Genomic DNA, 19,037 nt, shown 5'->3' with positions numbered 1-19,037 from the left:
CGAGCGTCAGACCGTCTCAAGGACAGGGACCGGCTCCACCGCGCTGTCGCCGGCCCGCTTGGCGCGGAGCATCCAGAGGCTGAGCGGCACACCGACGGCGACCAGGGCCGCCGCGACGACCAGGGCGAACTGGTAGCCGACCAGGTAGCGGTGCAGTTCGGTGCCGGTGGTGGCACCGGCCCGGTTGTTCAGGATGGCGCCCAGCACGGTCACCCCGAGCAGCCCGAACACCTCGCGGGAGACGTTCAGCATGCTGGAGGCGATACCGGCGCGCTCGACCGGCAGCGCGTCGACGACCACGTTGCTCAGCGGGATGAGCAGGCCGCCGCCGACGCCGTAGAGCGCGAACCAGGGCAGCAGGGCCAGGTAGTGGGTGCCCTCGCCGTACTGCGCGATGCCACCGATCGCCGCGGCCATCACCGCGAGACCGAAAGCGGTCACCCGGGCGACACCGAAGCGGGCCTCGAAGCGCGGCGCGAGCATGGCGCCGACCGCGGTGATCAGAGCCATCGGGATGAAGCCGGCGCCCGCCTCGGTGGGCGAGAAACCGAGCACGTTCTGCAGGTAGATGGCCATGTAGAAGTAGATGCCGAAGACACCGAAGGCCCAGAGCCCCATCGCCAGCAGGCCACCGGTGAACATCCGGTTCCGGAAGAAGTCCAGGTTGACCATCGAGTCGGCGGTACGGCTCTGCTGGACCACGAACGCGACGGCGGCCACGGCGGCGACCGCGAACGACCCCAGGATCAGGCCGGACGTCCAGCCCTCGGAGTCACCCTCGATCAGGGCGTACGTGAGCGCGAACAGCGACAGCGACGACGTCGCCAGCCCGATCGGGTCCAGACGACGCCAGGCGCCGGCGGCCCGGGCCACGGTGGCTCGGCCGGCCGGCATGCTGATCATCGAGATGGCCAGCGTCGCCACGCCGATCGGCAGGTTGATCAGGAAGATCCAGCCCCAGGAGACGTGCTGGCTGAGCACCCCGCCGGTGAACGGGCCGATGGCCAGGGCGAGCGCGCCGACCGCGCCCCACACGCCGATCGCGGTGCCCCGCTCCTTCGGGTCCGGGAACAGCTCCCGGAGCAGCGCGAGCGCCGCCGGGGAGAGCAGCGCCGCACCGATGCCCTGCACGGCGCGGGCGCCGATCAGCAGTTCCTGGCTGCCGGCCAGGCCGGCCGCGACCGAGGCGACGGTGAAGACCGCCAGGCCGGAGAGGAACGCCGTCCGGTGCCCCAGGACGTCCCCGATCCGGCCACCGGCCAGCAGCAGACCGGCGAAGACCAGGATGTACGCGCTGGTGATCCACTCCAGCCCGGAGATGCTGAGGTTCAGCTCGCGCTGGATCGACGGCAACGCCACATTGACGACGTTGTTGTCGAGATACGTCATGAACGTCCCGAGGGCCACCGCGACCAGCGCCCACCACCGACGGTTCTGCTCCATGTTCTCCCCCTATACAAGGTACTTGTACGACGTACATGTACCTCGTACATGAGACCTGTACGTTGTATGGTTGTCAAGTGACCCCAGCGGAACGACTGAGCAAGGCGACCGTCGCCGAGCGCGCCCTGCGCCTCGCCGACGAGGAGGGCCTCGACGCGATCACCATCCGGCGCCTGGCCAAGGAGCTGGGCGTCACGCCGATGGCGCTGTACTGGCACTTCAAGAACAAGGACGAGCTGCTGCAGGGCGTCGTCGACCACGTGCTGAGCGGTCTGCGGGCCGACCGTGGCACCGGCGATCCGTGGCAGGTGCAGCTCCGCGCGATCGTGCAGACTGCGATAAACGTCATGCGCGCCCACCCGGCGCTGCCCGACCTGCTGCACTCGACGGACAAGACCCGCTCGGACAGCTTCGCCCGCGCCACCAACGACACCCTCGCGCTGCTGACCGAGGGCGGCTTCGGCGTCGAAGAGGCGTACTGGATCGCGATGTACCTGCTCAACGGCGCCATGGGCCTCGCCGCCGGCCAGCCCGACTGCCCGGCGACCGTGCCGCGGGAGCAGGCCCCGGAGTGGCGCCGGCAGAAGCGGGCCATGCTGGAATGCCTGCCCGCCGACCAGTTCCCCATGATGATCGAGTTCGCGAAGACCTACCAGCAGCCGCCCGACCTCGAGCACTACTACGCCTTCGGCCTCGACCTGCTGATGTCCGCGGTCGAGACGATGGCCGCCCGTCACCGTTAACCCTTTTCCGGTACGCATACCGAGCACCCGCCGCAGGCTACGAGCCGAGTCCCGCCCGTGAGGCCGCCGCGAGGCCGTGGCCACCCCGGGCCGCAGCGCGCCGCCGGCCCCCGGCTGGCTCTCAGGGGTGCCTCAACACCCGGGAGACACCCCTGAGGACCAGCCGGGTGGTCAGCTGACGGGTTTTCCCTCGGCCAGGCGGGCGGCGTCGCGGCGGTCCTGGAGGGCCTCGAACCAGCGCAGGCCGGCGGGGCCGCACTCGTCGCGGATCTGGCATTTGAGGTCGGCGGTGCGCACGTTCAGGGTCTGCACCAGGTCGCGGTTCCGCGTCCATTCGGAGCGCAGCTCGCCCGCGGTCCCGGCCAGCCCGCCGGTCTCGGTGCGCAACTGGACGAACGCCACCCGCGCCTTGCGGTTCACCGCGCGCCGGACCACCCCGCTCGGCTGCCAGCCGGTGATCCGCACGCTGCGGACCAGCTGCGAGACCAGCCCCAGCGACTCCTCCACCGACCGATAGTGCACATAGACGCTGTCCGCGCAGCCGTACGACTCGTGGTGCATGGTGCGCAGCACGGCGAAGTCCCGGCGGGTGTGCGCGTCGGTGAGCTTGGCCTCCAGCTTCGCGACCATCCGGGTCACCCGCTCGTTGTCGGCACGGATCCGGCGGAGCTCCTTGCGCGCACGCTGGTTGTGCGCGCGGACCTGTTCGACGGTGACCGGCGCGACGTACGGCCGGTCCCAGCCGCGGATCCCGACCAGCACCACGATCAGCGTGCCGCCGACCGCGCCGAGCAGGATCATCGTCTCCACGCCGGCCATCGGCCCGTACATGTCGTGGCCGCTCCACGCCAGGCACAGGGTGACCGCCGAGGTGGAGCCGACCAGCAGGAGCATCCGGTCGAGGTATCCGCGGATCGGGTGCGGGCGGCGGGCGCGCAGACCCGGCCGCCGGGCGCGGGACGCCGGCGGGTGCCGGTCACCGCGGCCGCGCAGCCGTCCGCCGGCCGGGCTCGCCCAGCGGACCAGCACGAACGCGAGCACCGGCACGGCGGCCAGCAGCACCAGCCAGACCGTGCGGTCCTTGGCGAACGAGGACGGGTGGTTCAGGTAGACGTAGGGGGCCAGCACCGGGGTGGCGAAGGCGGCGACGCCGTAGGGGGCGAGGCAGGGGCTGGCGAGCAGGGCGAGGATCGGCAGGCACCCGCTTCTCGCCCCGCTCATCTGCTGCCGCCTCCGCGCACCGGCCCGCGCCCGCGCCCGCCACCGGCCCGGCGGGGCGCCGCACTGCCCGCGAGCCGGGGTGCGGCGTCGCCATTGAGGACCATGTCGATGCCGGTGAGCACCTGGCTCCCCTGCTGGGAGTGATGGCTGAGCAGGTCGGCGCTGAAGCCGTGGATCAACTCGGCGTAGACCCGCGCCTCGTCCGGGGTGGTGCCGCGGCGGCCGAGGGCGCGCTGCATGTTCCGGATGCACTGACGCAGCGCCTCGGCGGTCAGGTCGGTGCGGCCCACCTGGCGGCGCAGTTCCCGCAGCGAGGCCGCGGCGTCGGTGCGCCGGTTGGCCAGCCGGGTGAGCGTCACCTCGGTGTCGGCGTCGATCCGCCGCCCGGCGACGTCGAGTTCCTTCATCGCGACCGTGCAGGCGGTCGACTCGGCGATGATCCGGGCGGCGGCCCCGAGCGGGCTGAGCGATTCCGCGACCCGGGCGACCGCGTCGCCGAACGCGACCCGCCCGTTGGCGACGGTGGCTAACTGGTTCGTCACCCCGGGGAGCCTATGGGCACATTTAGATCTTTTGCACCGTTCATCCGGGTTCGCTGAGCCGCCATACGGCTTCCCCCTGACGGCTGACACCGCCGGTTCACCCGCGGTCCCGGCTGGTTCTCAGGGGTGTCTCCGCGTCGCGGAGACACCCCTGAGAACCAGCCCACCACCTGCAGGCGCGCCACGGCCCTTCACCGCAGCCCCGCCGCGCGCGAGCACCGCGGTCGAGCACCGCGGTCGAGCACCGCGGTCGAGCACCGCGCGAGATCAGCGCGCGATCAGCGCCACCGCGCCCAGGACCATCGCCGCGATCAGCGTGACTCCGAGCGCGCCGAGCCCGAGGACCGACCCGACCCCGGACCGCACCGGCGCCCGATCCCACCGCCGCCCCGGCACCGCGCCAGAAGGCGACGCCGCGCCGGACCGCGCGGCCCCGCCGGGAGGCGGGACCGGGCGGGGAGACGAGGCCGGGCCGGGAGGCGGCGAGGACGGGGAGGACGGGCCGAGGAGTGCGATCACCACCGTTGCGGCGAAGCCCAGGATGCCCGCCACCCAGCTCACCTGCTCCAGGCTGTCCACACCCCACCACACCACCGCGACGAGGAAGGCGACCGCGGTCACGACGACAACACCACCGACAGCCCACCAGCGGCCACGAGTCATGACAGGCAATGTTGCCGCGCGACCGCCGCTGAGCGCAGGACCCCGGACGGGTGACTACTGCCGATACGTCGACAGGAACGTCGCGATCCGCCCGACCGCGTCGTCGAGCACGTCGGTCGGCGCCAGGAACACCAGTCGCAGGTGGTCCGGTGTGTCGATGTTGAAGCCGGTGCCGTGCGAGATCAGCAGGTGCTGCTGCTCGAGCAGGTCGATGACCAGCTTCTCATCGTCGTGGATCTTGTGGACCTCGGGGTCGAGGCGGGCGAAGAGGTAGAGCGCACCGGCCGGCTTCACGCAGTCCACGCCGGGGATGGCGACCAGGGAGCGCCAGGCGTGGTCGCGCTGCTCCAGGAGACGGCCGCCGGGGCGGATCAGCTCCTCGATGCTCTGGTAGCCGCCGAGCGCGGTCTGGATGGCGTGCTGGGCTGGCACGTTCGGGCAGAGCCGCATGTTGGCGAGCAGCTGCAGGCCGTCCAGGTAGTCGTCGGTGCTGGAGAAGCCGCTGGTGGCGAGCCAGCCGGAGCGGAAACCGGCGGCCCGGTGGGTCTTCGACAGGCCGCCCATGCTGACCACCGGCACGTCCGGGGCGAGCGCGGCGAGGGTGTGGTGCACCGCGCCGTCGTACACGATCTTGTCGTAGATCTCGTCGGCGAAGATCACCAAGCCGTGCCGGCGGGCCAGCTCGATCATGCCGAGCAGGACCTCCTCGGAGTAGACCGCGCCGGTCGGGTTGTTCGGGTTGATCACCACGAGGGCGCGGGTGCGCTCGGTGATCTGCGCCGCCATGTGCTCCAGGTCGGGGGCCCAGCCGGCGCTCTCGTCGCAGCGGTAGTGCACGGCGCGGCCACCGCAGAGGCTCACCGCGCCGGTCCACAGCGGATAGTCCGGGCTCGGCACCAGGACCTCGTCGCCGGTGTCCAGCAGCGCCTGCAGCACCATCACGATCAGCTCGGAGACGCCGTTGCCGAGCAGCACGTCGTCCGGCTGGACGCTTGTCACACCGAGGGTCTGGTAGTGCTGGGCGACCGCGACCCGGGCCGAGTAGATGCCGCGGGCATCGCTGTACCCCTGCGCGTCGACGAGGTTCTGCACCATGTCGGCGACGATCGGCGCGGGCGTGGCCAGCCCCCACGGGGCCGGGTTGCCGAGGTTGAGCTTGAGGATCCGGTGCCCGGCGGCCTCCAGCTCCTGTGCCCGGCGCAGCACCGGACCCCGGATGTCGTACCGGACGCTCTTCAGCCGTTGCGCCTGCCGCATCGGACCTCCTCCACTCGGCGTTACCCCCGGGAACGATGCCAGCCCCGGCCGGGATCCACCACCAGGTTGCCCCGGAAGACACCCGTGACCAGGACGAATCCGGTGGTCCCGACCGTCCGCCCGTCCCGGATGCTGAGCATTGGCAAGGCGACTTTTTCGTACGTACGAAAAAGGGGTCAGACCGTGGTCGCAGCGGCCTGGAGCGCGTCGGCGACAGCGGCCTTGATCCGGGCTTCCTCCCGGGCCTTGCGCCGTCGCCGGGCCCGGCGGGCCAGCAGGACCCCGGCGACGACCGCGGCGATCGCGACCAGCAGCAGGATCGTCCACGTCCAGGGCAGCACCCACAGGTGTGCGGTCGCCGAGACGTCGGCCAGCGCCGTCGTCGAGCCGGACTCGTCGGTGACCAGCGGGGTCAGCGTCGCGGTCGCGGTCATCAGCACCGCCGGGGTGAGGTCCTCGACCGGCACGGTGACCGTCCAGCTCTCGCCGGGCAGCAACTCGGGCGGCGCGGCGATGGCCGGCGCCTCGGTGCGGAACCAGCCGAACGGACCGGTGATCGTCACGGCCTGCCGGGCGGACTGCACCGCGTTACCGGTGTTGTGGATCTTGTAGGTGACCGCGGTCCGGCTGACCGACATGTCCTCGATGGCCAGCGCCGGGACCAGGTCACCGCCGACCCGCAGCTTGATCTTGATGCCGAGCCGGCGTTCCACGTTGACCTGGGCGGTCGAGTCGGGCGCGGTCAACGAGGTGACGATGCCGCCGACGTAGTCGCCGGGGGTGGCGTTGGCCGGGACGGTGACCGCGAACGGCACTTCGGCGGCCTTGCCGGCCGGGATGGTCACGGTGCCATTGCCGGCCTTGACCCAGACGCCGACGCCCTTCGACGTCTTGTCCCGGGCGAGCAGGTCGAGCTGCCCGGCCGAGGTGGTCAGGCCGTCGGCGGCGTAGACCGTGAGGGTCAGCGGCGTCGTGCCCTTGTTCGCGACGATCAGGCCGTCCTCGGTGGTGCCGCCCGGGTTCACCGCGTAGCTGAAGCTGGACCGGGCGGAGCCGTAACTGTTCGAGGCGGTGCGGACCGTCCAGGTGACGTCACCGCCCTCGGCCAGGGCGGGTGCGGGGCTGAGGCCGACGACCGCGAAGGCGGCGGCCAGGAACGCGACGGTGCGGCGCATGGCGAAGTCCTTAAAAAGGTGGGCGGGACGCCGGAGCGCCCCGCCCAGGAGAACAACGGTCAGCTGCTCAGCGCAGTGATCGTCAGGGTGGTGCGGTAGTTGCCCTTGTCGACGCTGTCCGGGAACTTCAGACCCAGGTCGGCGCCGAGCACCGCGGAGCCACGGGCGTGGCCCTGCGCGGCCGAGCCGAGCACCGCCGACTCGGAGAGACCCTTGCCGCCGTTGTCGTACCCGGAGGCCACCGCGCTGCCGGCGGTCGCGCCGGCGCCCTTGGTCACCAGGTACGGCGACCAGCCGAGGTACGCGCCGGAGAAGGACTTCGCGGCGTCGGCGAAGTCACCGACGCTGGCCGAGAGCGCCCAGGGCGAGAGCGTCCGGCGGCTGTCCGTCACCTTGATCGGGTTGATCTTGCCGTCCGCGCTGAGGAAGAACGCGTCCTTCTGCTGCGCGGCGGTGCCCAGGTCAACCAGGCCGTTCTGGCCGTCGATGGTCCAGCCGAACTCGCCCGGCGCCAGGGCCGGCACGTTCACCTGGATGTCCTGGTTGTCACCGTGGTACGGGTGCACCGTCACCTTGTCGACGACCGTGCCGACGCCCTTGGTGGCGGCGTCGTTGCTGCACGACAGGCCCAGCTCGACCGACGCGTTCGGCGCGGCGCAGGTGCCGCTCCGGACGTCCTCGACGACCAGCTTGTCGTTGCGCACCTGGACCTTGACGTACGACCGCACGTGCTCCTGGTTCTGCACGGAGTTGTACCAGTAGTCCTCCGGCTTCAGCGGGTCGGCGCCGTTGCCCGCGCCGCTGGTCCCGCTGCTGTCCGGGGTGGTGATGTCGTAGTACTTGGAACCCGAGGCCGAGTTCGCCGTCACGTACAGCACACCGCCGGGACCGGCGAACACCTCGGACTGGCCGGGCTGCTCGTCGGGGTTCGCCTTCGCGCCGTTCTTGATCAGGTAGCTGCGGGTGTAGACGTGGTCGTGGCCCTGCAGCACCAGGTCGACGCCGAGCTTGGAGAACGTGGCCGGGAAGTCGACCCGGCGCACCTTGTTGTCCGCGTCCTTGGCGTGCGACGCGGCCGAGTAGATCGAGTGGTGGTAGACCAGCACGGTCCACTTCGCCTCGGAGCCGTGCTTGTTGATCACGTCGGTGACGTACGCGACGTGTGCCGCGTCCCCGCCGCCGCCCTGCGAGGTGGCGTAGCTGTTGCTGTTCAGGTCGATGAACAGGGTGTCCTTGTAGACGTACCAGTAGTCACCGCCGGAGGTGGCGGTGCCCTTGCCGTCCGCGTAGTACGCGGTCGACCGGTCGGTGTTCGGCGTGTAGAGGTGCTGCTCGTACGCCTTGCCGCCGACGTCGTGGTTGCCGATGGTGGCGGCCCACGGGTACTGACGCAGCTTGTCGGAGGCCAGGAAGGCGTTCCACTGCGACTCCGTGTTGGCGGTCTCCACCTGGTCGCCGCCGGAGACCAGCAGCTCGGCCTTGGGGTTGGCGGTCAGCGACACGTCCAGGGTGTCGGTCCAACCGGCCTGGTCCTTGGCCACGTTGCCGGACGCGCCGATCTGCGGGTCGCCGTAGAACAGGAAGTCGTAGTCGCCTTCGAAGTCCTGCGTGCTGAACGCGTACGCCGTCGACCAGTCACCGGCCGAGCCCACCCGGTACGAGTACGAGGTGTTCTCCTGCAACCCGGTGATCGTCGAGTGCCGGTTGAACCCGCCGCTGGTGGCGATGTTCGCCGCGCCGGTCGCGGCGAAGGTCACCGCGTCCGCCGGGAACTCGCCGTTCGCGCCGAGCTTGGCGGTCGGCGCGACCTGGACCTGCTGCGCCACGTCCACCGTGGAGTACCAGGTGACGATGCGCTGTGCCTCGTTGGCGCCGACGCCGAGGATGACGGCGGAGACCGTGGTGCTGTCCGCGAAGGCGGGGGTGGCGAGACCGCTGCCGAGGGCGACGCTCACGCCGAGGAACACCGTGGTGGCGCTGACGGCCAGACGATGCCGGTGATTCGTTCTCATCGGTGTCCGTTCCTTTTCCTGATGAGAGAAGTGGCTTCCCAGTGGGAAAGTTCGGGGAAGCGAGATCAAGCTGGCCCTGCCCGGTGAACCGCCGGTGAACAAGATCAAGATCACTGTCGACGCACGCCGGAAGGCTCAGCCCTCGAGCAGGCGCTGCCCGAACCAGATCAGTCCCATCACGGACACACCCGCCGAAACGATCCCGGTGGCCCACCGTCCGGCCCGGGGTGACCTGCGTCGCAGCACGATCAGCAGAGGGAAGACCAAGGCGATCACGCTCAATTGAACGGTCTCGATGCCGACGTTGAAGACCAGCAACGACCAGAGCAGGGTCCAGGAGAACGCCTCGTCGATGCCGAGCGCGCCGGCGAACCCGAGCCCGTGCACGAGCCCGAAGAGGAAGACCACCCCGAGCCGGCCGTTGTTGTCCGGCCTGTCGAAGTACGCGGCGATCAGGTTCCACCCGGCCACCACCGCGATCGACAGCGCGATGACCGGCTCCACCACCCGGGCCGGCACGTCGACCAGCCCCAGCGCGGCCAGCATGAACGTCACCGAGTGCGCCACCGTGAACGCGGTCGCCGCCAGCACGATCTCCCGGAGCCGCCGTGACCCGGCGATCAGCGCCAGCAGGAACAGGATGTGATCGGTCCCGGTGAGCAGGTGCTCCGCCCCGAGCAGGAAGAACTCGCCGAACCGGTGCTGCCAGGACTGCCCGGTGGAGAACGTCGGTGCGCTCGCGTCCAGCGCGGCACTGCCGGTCCGGCCGTCCAGCGCGTACGTCACGATGGTCTTGACGCCCTTGACGTACGTCTCGGTGTCCGGGAACAGCGCGCTGCGCACCTCGTGGGCGTCACCGCCCGGCGGGCAGGTCCAGTCCAGGAGCATTGTCGCGTACGGGACACCCTCCCGCGCACCCATGGTGAAGTCACCGGACGGCGCGCCCGTGCAGGTCTCGTCGGAGCTGATCCCGAACCGCTCGGTGACGTACCGGACCGCGGACTCCCGGTGGGCGTTGAGCGCCGCGCCCATGGCGACGGCGTCCTCGGCCTCGAACGCGTCGGTGCCGGCCCGGAACAGCGGATCGTCGGACTCGTAGTCGGCGGCCGACACGATGAACAGGTCGTACTCCAGCTCGACCGTGGTACGCACGCGACCGGCGTCCCCGGCGGTGACGTCGACGTAGACGGTGGAGCTGAAACCGTGCGCGAGCGCCGGCGCGGCACTCAGCAGGACGGTCGCCGCGGCGGCGACCCCCAGGGCGGCGACGGTGAGGAAACGGCGTAACAAGGTGGCTCCTTAGAGGTGGCCTGAGCACCGTGCACGCCCCCGGTTAACAAGATCCAGACGGCGGGCGAACCGCTGACGACAACGTGATCCGGTGATCTCGGAACGCCCCGGATCCGGTGTAGGAAGGGTGTTCCGTCCGCTCGTTCTTAGGCAGAACCCCTTGCGCCACCCGCTCCGCGCCGTCGCCGCCCTCGCCACGGCCGCCACCCTGCTCACCGGCTGCGGCTCCGGCGACGACTGGTCCGAGCCGCACGCCGCACCGGTACCGGCCGGCACCCTCGGCCCGGGTTTCCTGGCCTCCTCGGCCACCCCGGCACCGGAGAGCACGATCACCCCGGCGCCCGGTTCCTGGTCCGGCGTTCACCCGCCCGAGGGGTACCGCGTGGTGCTGCTCGCCACCGGCGACGACGCGCCGACCCGCGCCCTGGTCACCGCTGTGACGTCATGGGCCACAACCGAAAAAGCCGATTTGCGGACGATCACCGCCGACGCCACCGACCCGATCCCGGACATCGCCGAGGCCGTCCGGCTGGCCCCCGACCTGATCGTCAGCGCCGGCGAGACCCTGATCGACCCGCTCGCCGTGGTCACCGCGAACCACCTGGACCAGCAGTTCCTGGTCGTCGGCGCGGAGCTGGCCGAGCCCACCGGCAACGTCACCGCGGCCGACTGGGCCGGCGCGTCCTTCCGCGGCGAGGGTCTCGGCTCGGCCACCACGTACGACCCGGCCTCGTTCACGGCCGCCCGCTGCGGTGACGCCGTCCGGGCCGGGGTCGCCGCCGTGCTGCACGACGTCACCGGTGTCATCGTCTGGCTGAGTTGACCCCGGCAGGATTTACCGCGGTGGACATCGACACTTAGGATCAGGTGGTTCGTACCGCCCCGGACCCCGGCGGCCCGCCAGCATCAGCAGGCTTCCGGGAGCACCATGGGGAATTCCTTGCCGTCAGGACATGCCGAGTTCTCGCAGTCCCGGCAGATGACCGAGGTCCTCTACCGCGCCGCGGCGATGGCCGGTTACGCACCCTCGGTGCAGAACCGGCAGCCCTGGCGGTGGTCCCTCGGTTCCGACCACCTCGACCTGCTGCTGGAGCGTTCGCGCACCCGGGACATCGACGACCTCCACGACCGGCTCACCCTGCTCAGCTGCGGTGCGGCGCTGCACCACGCGCGGGTGGCGTTCGCCGCGTACGGCTGGTCGGTGGACGTCCGGTTCCCGCCGGCCGGCTCGACCGGGCATCTGGCCCGGCTCCGCCTGGACGCGAACGTACCGACCGAGCTGGCCTCGGTCCGGCTGGCCCAGCTGATGCGGTGGCGGCACACCGACCGGCGCCGGGTGCCCGGCGCCGGTCCGTCCGCGGCGCAGATCGACGCCGTCGGCGAGGCCGTTGGCGCACGGCGCCGGGTGGCGCCTGCTCACCGGCGCGGAGACGGCCGCGCTGACCGGCACCGGGCCGGCCGGTGGCGGCCGCCCGGCGGTGTCCCAGTGGAACGACGAGCTGCGCGCCGGGCACCCGGCGACGGCCGCGTTCGCGGTGCTGCACGGCACGGCCGGCGACGTGCCCGGCTGGCTGCGGGCCGGCGAGGCGCTGTCGGGCGGCTGGCTCGCCGCGACCCGCCTCGACGTGGCCGTCCTGCCGCTGAGCGCGCCGGTCGTCGACACCCGGATCGGTGACCGGTTGCGATCGATGGCCGGCGATCTCGGCCAGGTATACCTGGCGCTACGCCTGACCCGGGACTCCGACGGCGCGCGGAGCGGCACGCCGCGGTTGCCGGCTCGTCAGCTGATCAGCCGCGGCTAGGTAGTGTTTCGGAACCCGGTCGGGTTCCGAAACACGAGCCAGCCGGGTGTCGCCCGATAACGGGCGATATCGAAAGGCGTACACTGCGACCACGGCTTAGGCCGTCGCCGCCCCAGACCCTGGCGGGGAACCGACTCATTCGGCCCCCAGGAGTTGCCGTGCCGGCATCTGCCCATCTCGCTGTCCGCCGCCCTCCGGCCGGTGCCCGATGACCGGGTCACCGCCGCCGGACGAGGTCGGCCGCCTGGTCGTGCGCCTGCGCGCGGCCGGCGGCACCGAGGCGGTCTGCCAGCACTGCCGCGCCGCGATCGGGACACCGACCGGGGTGGGCCTGACCATGTTCGCCGGTCCCGAGGGCCGGTTCCGGGCGTCGCACGCCGGTGAGCTCGCCGACGAGGTCGAGGACCTGCAGATCAGCCTGGCGCAGGGTCCCGGCGTCGAGGCGGCCCGCACCCTGCGACCGGTCCTGGTCGGTGACCTGACCGCGGCGTCGGCGGCCGGGCGCTGGCCGGACTTCGCACCCCGGGCCCGGGACCAGGGCGTCGCGGCGGTGTTCGCCTTCCCGGTCCTCAGCGCCGACCACCCGGTGGCGGTGCTCGACCTGTGCCGGGCCGAGCCGGGCCCGTTGTCCGACGACGATCAGGGCACGGCGTCGCGCTACGCCGCCGCGACCGCGCTGCTGCTGCTCGGCGACCTGCTCCGGGCCGAGCCGCAGAGCGGTGCGGAGCTGCCGGTCGAGGCGGCCCGGACCCAGCAGGCCGTCGGCATGGTGATCGCCCAGATCCACGCGGACGCCCCGGCGGCCATGCGCCGGCTGCGCGGGCACGCCGAGGACCGGCGCCAGTCCCTGTCCGAGGTGGTCGAGGACGTGTTGAGCGGCCGGCTGCGGTTCGAACGGGGCCTGGATCGGTGACCTCCCCAGACGGCTCCGGCCGTGACCTCGCGCCCGCGGACCGGGTCGGCCGCGTGCTCGTCACCCTCGCCGACACTCTCGGCGACGACTTCGACCTCCCCGCCTACCTGCAGCAGCTCACCCAGCACTGCCGGGACCTGCTCGGCGTCGACGGGGCCGGCGTGCTGCTCGCCGACACGGTCGGCACGCTGCGGATAGCGGCCCTCTCCGGCGCCGACGTGCGCCGGCTGGAGCAGGCCGGCCTGACCGGTGGCGACGGGCCGTCGGTGATCGCCTTCCGGACCGGTGAACCCGTCGCGGACGCCCGCCTCGATCCGGTCGAGGCGCGCTGGCAGTCGCTGGCCGACCCGGCCCGCGCGGCCGGGTACCGCCGGGCACACGCCGTCCCGATGCGTCGCGGCGATCAGGTGATCGGGGCGCTGAGCCTGTTCAGCCGGTCCGCCCGGCCGCTGCAGCCGCCCGGTCAGCGGCTCGCGCGGGCGCTGGCCGACCTGGCCACGATCAGCCTGTTGCAGCATCGGGCGCTGACCACCCAGCGGCTGTATGCCGCGCAGCTCCAGCAGGCGTTCACCACCCGGGTGGTGATCGAGCAGGCCAAGGGGGTGCTGGCGGAGCGGCACGACATCCCGATGGACGTGGCCTTCACCCGGCTGCGCCAGCAGGCCCGCAACAGCAACCGGCGGCTGGCCGACCTGGCCCGGGAGATCCTCGGCGCCGCCGCGGACGACCCGCCGGACGGCACCGGACCGGCTCAGGCGTAGAGGTCGGGCGCGTTCTTCTGGTCGTTGACGATGGTGTGCGCCAGCTCGCTCAGCCGCTGGTTGTTGCGCCGGGCGTAGGACCGCAGGAGCTGGAACGCCTGGTCGATCGGTACGCCGTTCCGCTCCGCGATCGCACCCTTGGCCTGCTCGATCACGATCCGGCTGTTCAGGGCGCCCTGCAACTGCCCGGCCAGCCGTTCGCTCCGGCTGATCGCGCGTTCCTTCAGCAGCGCGATGGTCGCCCCGTCGGCCAGCGCCCGCAGGACCAGCACGTCGTGGGTGGCGAGACCGGCGCCGGTGGCCGTCCAGAAGACGCTCATCGCACCGATCACCTGGTCCCGCAGCCGCAGCGGGATCGCGTGCACCGAGCCGAACCCGGCTCTCGCGGCCCGCGCCGCGAAGCGCGGCCACCGGTCACCGGCCGCGCCGAGGTCGATGTTGATCACGGTGGCGCCGGTCCGGAACGCGTCCAGGCCGGGGCCGTCCCGGTACTGCAGCTGGAACGACTGCAGCCGGTGGACGTTCACGTCCGAGCCGGCCGTCAGCTCCGGCCGGCCCTGCGGGTCGGCCAGCATCAGCCCGACCGCTGACGCGTCGGCCAGACCGGCCGCCCGGACAGAGAGCATCTGCAGGAAAGCAGTCAGCTCGAACTCGTCGCCGAGGGTGTCGGCCACCTCGACGAAGATCGCCGCGAGCCGCTCGGCCGAAACGGTAGTCATGATCGCCTCCCGGCGTCCTCGGTCATCGAGGCCATCATGGCGCTTCCCGACGAGAACGGGGTGGCCCCGAGCGGGTTCACCGCGTCAGGGCCACCCCGGAGTCCGTCGTCAGGCGCTCTTCCCCGCCCGTTCCTCGCGCAGCGGCGCCCCGACCTCGTGCAGGAAACGCAGGGCCTGCCGGTACGACTCGATCAGCCCGGTCTGCACGTACGGCACGCCGATCTCGGCGCAGTACTGCCGGACGATCGGTTGCGCCTTGCGCAGATTCGGGCTCGGCATGGCCGGGAAGAGGTGGTGCTCGATCTGGTGGTTCAGGCCGCCCAGCGCGACGTCGACGAACCAGCCGCCGGTCACGTTCCGGGACGTCACCACCTGCTTGCGCAGGAAGTCCTCGTCACCGGTCGGGTGCGGCATGCCCTTGTGGTTCGGCGCGAAGGTCATCCCCAGGTAGAGGCCGAACAGCGCCTGGTGCACGACCGCGAACGCGATCGCCTGCAGCGGGGACAGCACGATGAACAGCGCGCTCAGGTAGACGGCGAAATGCACGACGAGCAGCACGCTCTCCAGGACCGGGCGCTTGACCAGGCCCGCCCGGATCGCCTTGACGCTGGCGAGCTTCAGGTCGAGGCCGAGCAGGGTCAGCAGCGGGAAGAACAGTCCGGCCTGGTGACGTGTGACGAACCCGGCCAGCCCCCGGCGGCCGAGCGCCGACTTGGTCGCCCAGATCAGCACCTCGGGCGCCACGTCCGGGTCGAGGTCGTCGTGGTTCGGGTTGCTGTGGTGGCGCGAGTGCTTCTCCATCCACCAGCCGTAACTCATCCCGATGCCGAGGTTGCCGGCCACCCGGCCGGCGATCTCACTCGGCTGCCGGGTGCGGAACACCTGCCGGTGGGCCAGGTCGTGGGCGACCAGCGCCAGCTGCGCGAACGCCACGGCCAGGAAGACCGCCGTGACCAGGTTCCACCAGGACTCGCCGATCACGGCGAAAGCCGTCCAGCCCGCGATCACCAATAGGCCCACCACGGTCAGACGCACGGCGTAGTAGGCCGGTCGTCGCCGCATCAGACCGAGCGCGTTGATCCTCCGATTCAGCTCTGCGAAGTCACTGCCGGAGTGCGGGGCCCGCCGGGCTGCGGTTGTCGTCATCCTTCCAGTGTCCGGAATCCGGGCCTGGTGGTCAGGAGTATCAGAGCCCAGCCGCTTTGGGGTGCCAGCACCCTTGCGACCGCCGGACGATTTCGCGGAAGCGCCATGATGGTGGCATGACGCCCCGAGCCCGGGTCCGCGCCGGCCTTCTCGCAACCGTGGACGGCCTGTTCGCCACCGTGCTCGGATTACTCAACGTGCCGGTGCTCACACTCTGGCTGATCGGACTGCTGCTCAGCCCGATACCGACTCTCGGCATCGAGCTGCTGAGCGTGACCACCACCGTCGTACGGTGGCGTGCCGACCTCGAACGCCGCCTGGCCGCACGGGCCGGCATCCCGATCCGCCGGCCCTACCCGCCGGCGCCGGACCGCGCCGAGTTCGGCGGCCCGGCGTGGCTGCGCTGGATCGTCCGGGACCCGGCCACCTGGCGGGACGTCGCCTGGCTGCTGCCCGGCGCGCTGGTCGGGGTGCTGCTCGGCCTGATCACCGTCGCGATCCCGGTCTACGGGCTGGCCGGCGTCGGCCTGCTGCCGCTCTGGCTGCACCTGGGTGACGTGTGGTTCGGCTACGGCGTGTTCTGGCCCACCACCGACCTGCGCGAAGCCTGGCTGGCCCTCCCACAGGGGCTGGCGATCCTGGGGGCCGGCCTGCTCCTGGCCCCGCAGCTGCGGCGGGTGGACGTCCTCTTCGCCCGGCTCTTCCTGGCGCCGACCAACTCCGCCGAGCTGCGGCTGCGGGTCGCCTACCTGACCACCACCCGGGCCGACGCCATCGACGCGCAGGCCGCCGAGCTGCGCCGGATCGAGCGTGACCTGCACGACGGCCCGCAGGCCCGGATGGTGTCGGTGGGCATGACGATCGGGCTCGCCGAACGCCTGGTCCGCCACGACCCGGCCGCCGCGCTCAAGCTGCTCGCCGAGGCTCGGATGGCCAGCACCGCCGCGCTCGTCGAGCTGCGTCACCTGGTCCGCGGCATCCACCCGCCGGTGCTGGCCGAGCGGGGTCTGGAGGGCGCGGTGCAGGCCCTGGCCATGAGCCTGCCGGTGAACACCGAGGTCTCCTCGCATCTGCCGGGCCGGCTGGACACACCCGTCGAGTCGGCGGTCTACTTCGCGGTGGCCGAGACGCTGGCGAACATGGTGCGGCACAGCAAGGCCCGTTCCGCCCGGGTCGCCCTCGGCTACACCGCGGGCATCCTGACCGTCGCGATCGGGGACGACGGCCGGGGCGGCGCCGACCCGGACCGCGGCACCGGCCTGCACGGCATCGAACGCCGGCTCAACGCTTTCGACGGCACGCTGGCGATCTTCTCGCCGCCCGGCGGCCCGACCCTCGTGACCATGGAGTTGCCGTGCGCGTTGTCATCGCCGAAGACCTGACCCTGCTGCGGGACGGGCTGACCCGGCTCCTCGAGGCGTTCGACTTCGAGGTGGTGGAGGCCGTCGACAACGGGCCGGCCCTGTTGCCGGCCCTGCTCGGGCACCGGCCGGATGTGGCGATCATCGACGTACGGCTGCCGCCCACGCACACCGACGAGGGGCTGAAGGCGGCCATAGCGGCCCGCACCGCGATCCCCGGCCTCCCGGTGCTGGTGCTGTCCCAGCACGTCGAGCCGCTCTACGCCCGGGAGTTGCTCACCGACCGCACCGGCGGGATCGGCTACCTGCTCAAGGAACGGGTCTCGGACGTCGAGCAGTTCGTCCACGCGGTCCGGCAGGTGGCCGGCGGCGGCACCGCGTTCGATCCGGAGGTGGTCGCGCAGCTGCTGGCCCGCCGGGAGCCCCTGGCCGGGCTGAGCCCGCGCGAGCTCGAGGTGCTCACCCACATCGCCGAGGGCCGGTCGAACGCGGCCATCGCCGGCCGGATGTTCATCACCGAGAAAGTGGTGAGCAAGTACATCAACAACATCTTCACGAAGCTCGGCATGCCGCCGTCCGAGGACGACAACCGGCGGGTGCTGGCCGTGCTCAAGTTCCTCGACGCGTGATCCCGCTCTCCCATGGATCTTGACCGCCGTGTCCGGCCGGACCGGGACGCGTAGAGTGGCCTTGCTCCAGTCCCCCGGTCAGGGCCGTACCCCGGCGGACTCCGGCCCCGTGGGGAGCCCCGGGCCGGCCCGCGCCTGACCATCAACGCGACCCGAGGAGCACCGTGCCTCTGACACCAGCCGAGATCCACAACATCGAGTTCGGTAAAGCCTCCCTCGGCAAGCGGGGCTACGACGAGGAGCAGGTCGACACGCTCCTGGACGAGATCACCCAAGAGATGATCCGGCTGCTGGAGGAGAACAACGCCCTGCAGAACCAGCTGCCCCGCAACGCGCCGCAGCAGCAGCCGTCCGGACCCAGCACCGAGGCCGCCGAGGCCGCGATCGCGGCGGCCGCCGCCGAGCTGGACCGCGCCCGCCGCGCCTGCGACCAGGCCGAGCAGAATGCCCGCCAGGTGCACCGTCAGCTCGAGCAGGCCCGCCCGGCCGCCGCGGCGGCCACCGCCATCATCTCCACCACCAGCGAGAACCAGCTGCAGGACCGTGTCCTGGCCGCGGCGCAGCGCACCGCCGACAACTACCTGCAGGACGCCGGCGAGGAGTCACAGGCGTTGATCGCCGACACCCAGCTGCGCTGCGACCGGCTGATCGACGACGCGCGCCGGGCCGCCGGCGACATCGAGCAGAACGCCCACCGCCAGCACAGCGAGGCGGTGGCCACGCTCACCGCCCGCCGCGCCGACCTGCTGCGCGAGATCAGCGACCTGACCAAGTTCGCCGCGGACTACCACGCCGCGCTGCAGAACCAGATGGCTCGCCAAGGCCGCCTGCTGGACGGCACCGCCGAACCCCTCTGACGATCCGCTGTCCGTTTCCGGTCACCCCTTTTCCGGTACGGACACGGAGCGCCCGCCCGCAGGCCACGAGCCGGGTCCCGCCCGTGAGGCCTCCGCGAGACCGCTGCCACTCCGGGCCGCAGCGCGCCCCCGGGTCCTGGCTGGTTCTCAGGGGTGTCTCGAGGGCGCGGACACACCCCTGGAAGCCAGCCGGGGGCCGGAGGCTTATCGGGGGCCTGGAACGGGCAAGGGATCTTCATGGTGCTTCCCGGACCCGATCCCGAGCTCTACCCGCCGATCGACCCGAACGAGCCGGTCCCGGACGACCCGGGCGAGCTGTCCCCGGACACTCCGGAGACGCTGCCGGCCGCGCCGATCGAACCGATGCCGGGCCCGGACGACCCGGATTCGGTGCCGTTCGGCGAACCCGAACCGGTCTGACCCGACCCTGCGCTCCACCGCGTGCCCGTCCTCCGTCGAGGGCGGGCATTCTGTTTGACCGAGGGACGGCGCAGGTCGCTCAT

Annotated in this window: 19 protein-coding genes; 9 read left to right on the top strand and 10 right to left on the bottom strand. The window is 71.7% G+C overall.

Annotated elements, in window-relative coordinates:
* Positions 1-6: 6 nt before the first annotated feature.
* Positions 7-1,443, bottom strand: coding sequence for an MFS transporter (locus Apa02nite_RS31090; protein WP_203828195.1), 1,437 nt, complete (start codon positions 1,441-1,443; stop codon positions 7-9).
* 77 nt (positions 1,444-1,520) lie between these two features.
* Here Apa02nite_RS31090 and Apa02nite_RS31085 point away from each other — a divergent pair, with 77 nt between their 5' ends.
* A complete protein-coding gene (locus Apa02nite_RS31085; protein ID WP_232344212.1) occupies positions 1,521-2,186 on the top strand; it encodes a TetR/AcrR family transcriptional regulator in 666 nt (221 codons plus the stop codon).
* Positions 2,187-2,357: 171 nt separating this feature from the next.
* Here Apa02nite_RS31085 and Apa02nite_RS31080 read toward each other — a convergent pair whose 3' ends face one another.
* From Apa02nite_RS31080 to Apa02nite_RS31050, 7 genes are all read right to left on the bottom strand, one after another.
* A complete protein-coding gene (locus Apa02nite_RS31080) occupies positions 2,358-3,407 on the bottom strand; it encodes a hypothetical protein (protein WP_203828194.1) in 1,050 nt (349 codons plus the stop codon).
* On the bottom strand, positions 3,404-3,949 hold the full coding sequence (locus Apa02nite_RS31075; RefSeq protein ID WP_203828193.1) for a hypothetical protein: 546 nt from the start codon (positions 3,947-3,949) through the stop codon (positions 3,404-3,406). Before Apa02nite_RS31075 ends, Apa02nite_RS31080 begins: the two co-directional genes overlap by 4 nt.
* A 267-nt stretch (positions 3,950-4,216) precedes the next feature.
* Complete coding sequence (locus tag Apa02nite_RS31070) at positions 4,217-4,612, bottom strand: hypothetical protein (RefSeq protein WP_203828192.1); 396 nt, start codon at positions 4,610-4,612, stop codon at positions 4,217-4,219.
* 54 nt (positions 4,613-4,666) lie between these two features.
* Positions 4,667-5,869 carry a pyridoxal phosphate-dependent aminotransferase gene (locus tag Apa02nite_RS31065; RefSeq protein WP_203828191.1) on the bottom strand — a complete coding sequence of 401 codons (1,203 nt, stop codon included), beginning with the start codon at positions 5,867-5,869 and terminating at the stop codon, positions 4,667-4,669.
* 176 nt (positions 5,870-6,045) lie between these two features.
* Positions 6,046-7,044, bottom strand: coding sequence for a WxL protein peptidoglycan domain-containing protein (locus Apa02nite_RS31060; RefSeq protein WP_203828190.1), 999 nt, complete (start codon positions 7,042-7,044; stop codon positions 6,046-6,048).
* A 59-nt stretch (positions 7,045-7,103) separates the two neighbouring features.
* The gene (locus Apa02nite_RS31055; RefSeq protein WP_203828189.1) at positions 7,104-9,056 is read right to left on the bottom strand and encodes a purple acid phosphatase family protein; all 1,953 of its coding nucleotides are present in this window, start codon (positions 9,054-9,056) and stop codon (positions 7,104-7,106) included.
* 135 nt (positions 9,057-9,191) lie between these two features.
* A complete protein-coding gene (locus Apa02nite_RS31050; protein ID WP_203828188.1) occupies positions 9,192-10,346 on the bottom strand; it encodes a HupE/UreJ family protein in 1,155 nt (384 codons plus the stop codon).
* A gap of 160 nt (positions 10,347-10,506) precedes the next feature.
* Here Apa02nite_RS31050 and Apa02nite_RS31045 point away from each other — a divergent pair, with 160 nt between their 5' ends.
* From Apa02nite_RS31045 to Apa02nite_RS31030, 4 genes are all read left to right on the top strand, one after another.
* Positions 10,507-11,169 carry a hypothetical protein gene (locus Apa02nite_RS31045; protein WP_203828187.1) on the top strand — a complete coding sequence of 221 codons (663 nt, stop codon included), beginning with the start codon at positions 10,507-10,509 and terminating at the stop codon, positions 11,167-11,169.
* 565 nt (positions 11,170-11,734) lie between these two features.
* A complete protein-coding gene (locus Apa02nite_RS31040) occupies positions 11,735-12,148 on the top strand; it encodes a hypothetical protein (protein ID WP_203828186.1) in 414 nt (137 codons plus the stop codon).
* 208 nt (positions 12,149-12,356) lie between these two features.
* Complete coding sequence (locus Apa02nite_RS31035) at positions 12,357-13,061, top strand: GAF and ANTAR domain-containing protein (RefSeq protein WP_203828185.1); 705 nt, start codon at positions 12,357-12,359, stop codon at positions 13,059-13,061.
* Complete coding sequence (locus Apa02nite_RS31030) at positions 13,058-13,822, top strand: GAF and ANTAR domain-containing protein (RefSeq protein WP_067692586.1); 765 nt, start codon at positions 13,058-13,060, stop codon at positions 13,820-13,822. Before Apa02nite_RS31035 ends, Apa02nite_RS31030 begins: the two co-directional genes overlap by 4 nt.
* On the opposite strand, the gene Apa02nite_RS31025 is transcribed toward Apa02nite_RS31030, so the two are convergent.
* Both Apa02nite_RS31025 and Apa02nite_RS31020 read right to left on the bottom strand, forming a co-directional pair.
* Positions 13,813-14,541 carry an ANTAR domain-containing protein gene (locus Apa02nite_RS31025; protein ID WP_203828184.1) on the bottom strand — a complete coding sequence of 243 codons (729 nt, stop codon included), beginning with the start codon at positions 14,539-14,541 and terminating at the stop codon, positions 13,813-13,815. The two genes, Apa02nite_RS31030 and Apa02nite_RS31025, sit on opposite strands and share 10 nt — an antisense overlap.
* 108 nt (positions 14,542-14,649) lie before the next feature.
* Entirely contained in the window at positions 14,650-15,687 is a 1,038-nt protein-coding gene (locus tag Apa02nite_RS31020; RefSeq protein ID WP_203828183.1) for a fatty acid desaturase family protein, read from the bottom strand.
* A 116-nt stretch (positions 15,688-15,803) separates the two neighbouring features.
* On the opposite strand from Apa02nite_RS31020, the gene Apa02nite_RS31015 reads away from it, so the two are divergent.
* From Apa02nite_RS31015 to Apa02nite_RS31000, 4 genes are all read left to right on the top strand, one after another.
* Positions 15,804-17,069 (top strand): sensor histidine kinase, encoded by a 1,266-nt coding sequence (locus Apa02nite_RS31015; protein WP_203828182.1) that lies wholly within the window; start codon positions 15,804-15,806, stop codon positions 17,067-17,069.
* Positions 17,042-17,677 carry a response regulator transcription factor gene (locus Apa02nite_RS31010; RefSeq protein ID WP_067692574.1) on the top strand — a complete coding sequence of 212 codons (636 nt, stop codon included), beginning with the start codon at positions 17,042-17,044 and terminating at the stop codon, positions 17,675-17,677. Before Apa02nite_RS31015 ends, Apa02nite_RS31010 begins: the two co-directional genes overlap by 28 nt.
* Positions 17,678-17,841: 164 nt before the next feature.
* Positions 17,842-18,534, top strand: a complete 693-nt coding sequence (locus Apa02nite_RS31005) for a DivIVA domain-containing protein (RefSeq protein ID WP_067692571.1) — start codon at positions 17,842-17,844, stop codon at positions 18,532-18,534.
* A 237-nt stretch (positions 18,535-18,771) separates the two neighbouring features.
* Positions 18,772-18,954, top strand: a complete 183-nt coding sequence (locus tag Apa02nite_RS31000; RefSeq protein ID WP_067692568.1) for a hypothetical protein — start codon at positions 18,772-18,774, stop codon at positions 18,952-18,954.
* Positions 18,955-19,037: the final 83 nt, after the last annotated feature.

The sequence above is a fragment of the Actinoplanes palleronii genome (assembly GCF_016862315.1).
Taxonomy (GTDB): Bacteria; Actinomycetota; Actinomycetes; order Mycobacteriales; family Micromonosporaceae; genus Actinoplanes; species Actinoplanes palleronii.
Note: the sequence above shows the minus strand (reverse complement) of the source record. Positions and strands in the feature narration are given on the sequence as shown.

Excerpts from the sequence above, each read along its gene's own strand:
- Apa02nite_RS31000 (WP_067692568.1), top strand. The coding sequence starts at position 18,772 with ATGGTGCTTCCCGGACCCGATCCCGAGCTCTACCCGCCGATCGACCCG.
- Apa02nite_RS31035 (WP_203828185.1), top strand. The coding sequence starts at position 12,357 with ATGACCGGGTCACCGCCGCCGGACGAGGTCGGCCGCCTGGTCGTGCGC.
- Apa02nite_RS31065 (WP_203828191.1), bottom strand. The coding sequence starts at position 5,869 with ATGCGGCAGGCGCAACGGCTGAAGAGCGTCCGGTACGACATCCGGGGT.
- Apa02nite_RS31055 (WP_203828189.1), bottom strand. The coding sequence starts at position 9,056 with ATGAGAACGAATCACCGGCATCGTCTGGCCGTCAGCGCCACCACGGTG.
- Apa02nite_RS31025 (WP_203828184.1), bottom strand. The coding sequence starts at position 14,541 with ATGACTACCGTTTCGGCCGAGCGGCTCGCGGCGATCTTCGTCGAGGTG.
- Apa02nite_RS31020 (WP_203828183.1), bottom strand. The coding sequence starts at position 15,687 with ATGACGACAACCGCAGCCCGGCGGGCCCCGCACTCCGGCAGTGACTTC.
- Apa02nite_RS31080 (WP_203828194.1), bottom strand. The coding sequence starts at position 3,407 with ATGAGCGGGGCGAGAAGCGGGTGCCTGCCGATCCTCGCCCTGCTCGCC.
- Apa02nite_RS31090 (WP_203828195.1), bottom strand. The coding sequence starts at position 1,443 with ATGGAGCAGAACCGTCGGTGGTGGGCGCTGGTCGCGGTGGCCCTCGGG.
- Apa02nite_RS31070 (WP_203828192.1), bottom strand. The coding sequence starts at position 4,612 with ATGACTCGTGGCCGCTGGTGGGCTGTCGGTGGTGTTGTCGTCGTGACC.
- Apa02nite_RS31015 (WP_203828182.1), top strand. The coding sequence starts at position 15,804 with ATGACGCCCCGAGCCCGGGTCCGCGCCGGCCTTCTCGCAACCGTGGAC.
- Apa02nite_RS31060 (WP_203828190.1), bottom strand. The coding sequence starts at position 7,044 with ATGCGCCGCACCGTCGCGTTCCTGGCCGCCGCCTTCGCGGTCGTCGGC.